This is a genomic window from Inquilinus sp. (genome assembly GCF_039594555.1).
In the GTDB taxonomy this organism is placed as follows: Bacteria; Pseudomonadota; Alphaproteobacteria; order DSM-16000; family Inquilinaceae; genus Inquilinus.
On sequence record NZ_JBCNNF010000464.1, the window covers coordinates 1 to 5,185 of the forward strand.

Sequence of the window (5,185 nt, forward strand, 5' to 3'; positions counted from 1 at the left end):
GGCGCGAAGCGTGACGAGGCGGCGATCGCGGCGCTGCGCGCGCGGTTGCTCGGCGCGACGCCCGCCGGCCAGTGAGCATGGCGATCGCAGAGGCCGACGCGCAGGCTGCCGCCGCGATCGCTGCCGGCCGGCCCACGCTGGTCTGGCGTCGACAGATAGCGGACACCGAAACGCCGGTTTCCGCCGCGCTCAAACTGATCGAGCCGGGCCGTGGTGACTATCTGCTCGAATCGGTGGAAGGTGGGCGCACGCGCGGGCGGCACAGCATGATCGGCCTCGCGCCCGATCTCGTCTTCCGCGCACGCGGCCGCGAGGCGGCAATCAATCCGCGCTGGCTCACCGATCCGCAGCGGTACGAGCCTTGCGCACAGGAAAGCCTCGCCGCGTTGCGTGGGCTGGTCAGCCGTTGCCGCATGGAGGTGCCGGAAGGGCTGCCCAAGGCGCTCGCCTGCCTCGTCGGCTATTTCGCTTATGAGACGGTGGGGCTGGTGGAAAAGCTCCCCCGCCCTGCCCCTAATCCACTCGATCTGCCCGATATGCTGTTCGTGCGGCCGACGCTGATCCTGCTATTCGATCGGCTGACCGACGAGCTGTTCTGGGTGGCTCCGATCTGGCCCGAGACGGGCGTGACGGTGGAGCAGGCGGTCGATCGGATCGAGACGGCGCAGGCGCGGCTTGCGGCACCAGTCCCTCAGACCCGGCGTTTTCCTGCCGATCCGGGCGATGAAGCGCCGACCCCGGTGCTGCCGGCCGGTCGTTATGGCGAGATGGTGGCGGCCGCCAAGGACTATATCGCCGCGGGCGATATCTTCCAGGTGGTGCTGGCCCAGCGCTTCGGACAGCGGCGGGTTGTTCGCCCCGCCGCCGCGGCCGAAGCCGCCGAATGAAGCGGCGCCGCCCGGGTCGGGCGGCGCCGGCTTCCGTTACTTCCAGTGGTGCTCGGCGCCGAACTTGCGCAGGTCGCGCTCGTGCTGCCGGCGCAGCTGGGTCAGCTTCCGGGTCAGGTCAGGGCCCAGGATCTTGGCGTAGTCCTGGCCGGTCTTCGACTTGGCCCAGTCATTCTCGACGAAGCGGGCATCAACCCGGCCGGAGCGGCTGACCGACACCGGCGATCCCTTGAAGCTCTGCGCCGCCTTGGTCAGCTCGGCCACGAAGGTGGCGTCGTCCAGGCCGCTATAGGCCTTGCCCTCGGAATCGCCGATGTTGAGGAAGTACAGGTCGTGGCCGAAGGCGGTGTAGCCGCCGCCCAGCCCCTTGTTCACCTCGGCCGCGTGCTGGAAGAAGGCCTGCGCCTCCTCGCCGCTCGGCGTGTGGTCCTTGAAGGTGACCACGGCATAGGCGGTGTTGCCCTGCCCTTCCGGCGTGAAGTCGGTGATCAGCACGCTCCACTGGCGGAAGGTGTAGCCGATCGCCGCGGCGAACAGGTCGGACGTCTTGGCATCGGCCTCGAAGGCCGATTGCAGCGAGGCGTTGGTCTCGAGCTGGTAGCCCCCCGGCGTCAGCTCGGTCTGCACCTGGTCGGCCGGGATCTTCAGCAGGTCCAGGATCTTCGGCAACTCGGTGTCGCGCACATGCTCGGTGAAGGCGGCGCGGTCGGCATAGGTCGCCTTCTTGTCGTCGAGGCCGAGCGGCTTGAAGGTCAGCACCTCGTAGGAGAAGAGCTGGGTCGGGCCGACCGGTGCCTCCGGCGCCGGCGCCGGCTTCTGGCCGCAGGCGGCGAGCGAGACCGAGGCGGCCAGGCTGGTCGCGAGCGCGACGGCTCTGAGAGAACGGATGAACGACATGGTGTGGATTTCCCCTCCGGACCGGAGCGAAGCGCCCCGGCCGGTATAGGAATATGCGGGGGCCGGCTTGGCAAGGCGAGAGCGCGGTTTGCGGCCGCGACCGCGATGCGATACCAGGAAGGGACCGCCCGCCCGGAGATCGATGATGACCGACCGTCCCGATTCCCCCGAAGCCGGGGACGCCACCCGCCGCCTGATCGAGGTGATGGCCCGGCTGCGCGACCCGCAGGCCGGCTGCCCCTGGGACGTGCAGCAGACTTTCCGCACCATCGCGCCCTACACGATCGAGGAGGCCTATGAGGTGGCCGACGCGATCGAGCGCGACGCCATGGACGAGCTGCGCGACGAGCTGGGCGACCTGCTGTTCCAGGTGGCGTTCCATTCCCGCATGGCGGAGGAGCGCGGCGCCTTCGCCTATGCCGATGTGGCGGCCGGGATCGTCGACAAGATGATCCGCCGCCACCCGCATGTGTTCGGCGGCGCCGAGGTCGACGCCGACGGCATGCCGGCGCAGTGGGAGCGACAGAAGGCCGAGGAGCGGGCGGCCAAGGCCGAGGCCGAGGGCCGCCCGGCCGGGGTGCTGGACGGCATCGCCGGCGGCCTGCCCAGCCTGACCCGGGCGCTGAAGCTGCAGAAGCGGGCGGCGCGGGTCGGCTTCGACTGGACCGACCCGGCCGACATCCTGGACAAGATCGAGGAGGAGGTCGGCGAGATCCGGGCCGAGATCGACGGCCAAGCGCCGAAGGACCGGATCGAGGACGAGATCGGCGACCTGCTGTTCTGCGCCGTCAACCTGGCCCGGCGCTACGAGGTCGACCCCGATTCCGCCCTGCGCCGCACCAACGCCAAGTTCGAGCGCCGCTTCCGCCACCTGGAGGCGGCGCTGCGGGCCCAGGGCCGCGACCCCGCCGGCGCCAGCCTGGACGAGATGGAGGAGCTGTGGGTGGCGGCGAAGCGGGCGGAGACGGCCTGAGGCGTCCGCACCGAAAAAACCGTCATGGCGAGCCCCGAAGGGGCGTGGCCATCCAGGGCGGCTCGCACCGGCCCCTGGATGGCCACGGCGCTACGCGCCTCGCCATGACGGTGTATGGCTTGTGAGGCCTGAAGCGTCAGACGCCCAGCAGCTCGACGTCGAAGATCAGCGTCGCGTTCGGCGGGATGACGCCGCCGGCGCCGCGGGCGCCGTAGCCGAGCGCGGCCGGGATGACCAGGCGGCGCTTGCCGCCGATCTTCATGCCCTGGACGCCCTCGTCCCAGCCGCGGATCACCCGGCCGCCGCCGAGCGGGAAGCGGAACGGCTCGTTGCGGTCCTTGCTGGAGTCGAACTTCTTGCCGGCGCTGCCGTCGTCGTTCCGCAGCCAGCCGGTGTAGTGCACGGTCACGGTCTGGCCGTGCGTCGCCTCGGCGCCGGTGCCGACCTCGAGCTCCTCGATCTCCAGCCCGGAGGCGGTGACGGTGCGGGACATGGGATTTCCTTTCGGGTTGGGTTCGTTCAAATCAGGCCGCGGCCGCGATTTCGCCCATGGCGGCGCGGGCGGCGCGCCACGTGGCCTGGTCCGGCGCCGCCAAGATCGGGCCCTGGCGCAGCGTCGGGCGGTAGCGGGTGCCGTCCAGCACCGCCGACCAGCCGCCGGCCTCGGCATGCAGCAGCGTGCCGGCGGCATGGTCCCAGGGGAACAGCTTGCGATAGGCCAGGATGTCGATCCGGCCCTCGACGGCGTCGACATAGTCGGCACCGGCGCAGTTGACATGGATGTGGGTGCCGACTGCCTCGCGCAGCCGCATCACCGCCACGGCATAGCCGGGCGGCCGCTTGGCCAGGTTGAAGCCGCCGCGCAGCGTCGCCAACGGGCCGGGGACCGCCAGGGTCCGGCGCTGGCCGTCGACAAAGGCGCCCTCGCCCTTGATCGCCCAGGCGGTGCGGTTGTCGACCGGCAGGTGGATCCAGCCCATCAGCGTCTCGCCCCGGTGCACCAGGGCGACGATGGTGCCGAAGCGCGGCCGGCCGGCGACGAAATTCGCGGTGCCGTCGACCGGGTCGACCACCCAGACCGGATCGTCGCCGTCCAGCAGGTCCAGCACCGCCGGGTCCTTGGCATAGGCCTCCTCCCCGACCACCAGCGAGCCGGGCAGCAGGTCCGGCAGCCGCGCCGCCAGCCGCAGCTCGCTCTCCTGGTCGGCGATGGTGACCAGGTCGCCGGGCGCCTTCTCCATCACCGCGCCCTCCTCCAGCCGGCCGAAGCGCGGCAGGATCAGCTCCTGCGCCGTCTCCGAGATCAGGGCGGCGACGGTATCGATCTCGGGCAGGCGCAGCATCGGAGGGCTCTCAGTGACGGGTGGCGATGCCGAGCTGGCGGTGCAGCCGGGCGGCGTCGTTCGGATGCAGGCGGACGCGGACGAAGAGATGGGCGCCGTCGTCGCGGGCCTCCAGCACCTCGCCATGCTCATGCAGCCAGGCCAAAGTGCGGCCGTCGGCGATGTCGAGCTTGACCGTCATGGTCTCGCGGTCGGCGTTGATGCGTCGGGCGATCAGCTCCATCAACCCGTCGCAGCCCTCGCCGGTCAGGGCCGAGATCACGGCCGCGTCATGGCCGCGCCGGCGGACGGCGGTCGACAGGGTCTCGCGCTCGGCCTCCGGCAGCAGGTCGGCCTTGTTCAGGACCTCGATCACCCGCCCGTCGGAATCGATGTCGATGTCCAGGTCGCGCAGCACCGCCTCGACATCCTCGCGCTGGGCCTCGGTGTCGGGATGGGCGATGTCGCGGACATGCAGGATCAGGTCGGCGGCCTGCACCTCCTCCAGCGTCGCCCGGAAGGCGGCGACCAGATGGGTCGGCAGGTCGGAGATGAAGCCGACGGTGTCGGACAGGATGATGCGCCGCCCCTGCCCCGCCTCGATCGCCCGCATGGTCGGGTCCAGCGTGGCGAACAGCATGTCCTTGGCCAGGACGGTGGCCCGGGTCAGGCGGTTGAAAAGCGTCGATTTGCCGGCATTGGTGTAGCCGACCAGCGCCACCACCGGATACGGCACCCGGGCCCGCGCGTCGCGGTGCAGCGACCGGGTGCGGCGGACGTCGTCGAGCTGGCGCTTGATCTGGATGATGCGGTCGTCGATCTGGCGGCGGTCCAGCTCGATCTGGGTTTCGCCGGGGCCGCCGAGGAAGCCGGCGCCGCCGCGCTGCCGCTCGAGGTGGGTCCAGGACCGCACCAGGCGCGAGCGCTGGTAGCTGAGATGCGCCAGCTCGACCTGCAACTGGCCCTCGCGGGTGCGGGCGCGCTCGCCGAAGATCTCCAGGATCAGGCCGGTGCGGTCGATCACCTTGGTCTTCCAGCGCCGTTCCAGGTTGCGCTGCTGCACCGGGCTCAAGGTGGCGTCGACCACGACCAGCCCGGCCTCGGTG

Annotated in this window: 6 protein-coding genes; 2 read left to right on the plus strand and 4 right to left on the minus strand. The window is 70.9% G+C overall.

Features of this window, described 5'->3' with window-relative positions; translation table 11 throughout:
- Positions 1 to 77: 77 nt before the first annotated feature.
- Complete coding sequence (locus ABDW35_RS31725; protein WP_343717840.1) at positions 78 to 887, plus strand: hypothetical protein; 810 nt, start codon at positions 78 to 80, stop codon at positions 885 to 887.
- A gap of 36 nt (positions 888 to 923) precedes the next feature.
- On the opposite strand, the gene ABDW35_RS31730 is transcribed toward ABDW35_RS31725, so the two are convergent.
- Complete coding sequence (locus ABDW35_RS31730; protein ID WP_343717841.1) at positions 924 to 1,784, minus strand: hypothetical protein; 861 nt, start codon at positions 1,782 to 1,784, stop codon at positions 924 to 926.
- 145 nt (positions 1,785 to 1,929) lie between these two features.
- On the opposite strand from ABDW35_RS31730, the gene mazG reads away from it, so the two are divergent.
- Positions 1,930 to 2,757: a nucleoside triphosphate pyrophosphohydrolase gene (gene mazG, locus ABDW35_RS31735; protein WP_343717842.1), complete on the plus strand. Its 828-nt coding sequence runs from the start codon at positions 1,930 to 1,932 to the stop codon at positions 2,755 to 2,757.
- A gap of 136 nt (positions 2,758 to 2,893) precedes the next feature.
- Here the strand turns inward: mazG and ABDW35_RS31740 are convergent, their stop codons facing one another.
- The 3 genes from ABDW35_RS31740 to hflX all read right to left on the minus strand — a co-directional run.
- Positions 2,894 to 3,250, minus strand: a complete 357-nt coding sequence (locus ABDW35_RS31740) for an FKBP-type peptidyl-prolyl cis-trans isomerase (RefSeq protein ID WP_343717843.1) — start codon at positions 3,248 to 3,250, stop codon at positions 2,894 to 2,896.
- Positions 3,251 to 3,281: 31 nt separating this feature from the next.
- Positions 3,282 to 4,100 (minus strand): inositol monophosphatase, encoded by an 819-nt coding sequence (locus ABDW35_RS31745; RefSeq protein WP_343717844.1) that lies wholly within the window; start codon positions 4,098 to 4,100, stop codon positions 3,282 to 3,284.
- Positions 4,101 to 4,110: 10 nt separating this feature from the next.
- Positions 4,111 to 5,185, minus strand: a 1,075-nt coding sequence (gene hflX, locus ABDW35_RS31750) for a GTPase HflX (RefSeq protein WP_343717845.1), incomplete at its 5' end; no start/stop codon positions are given.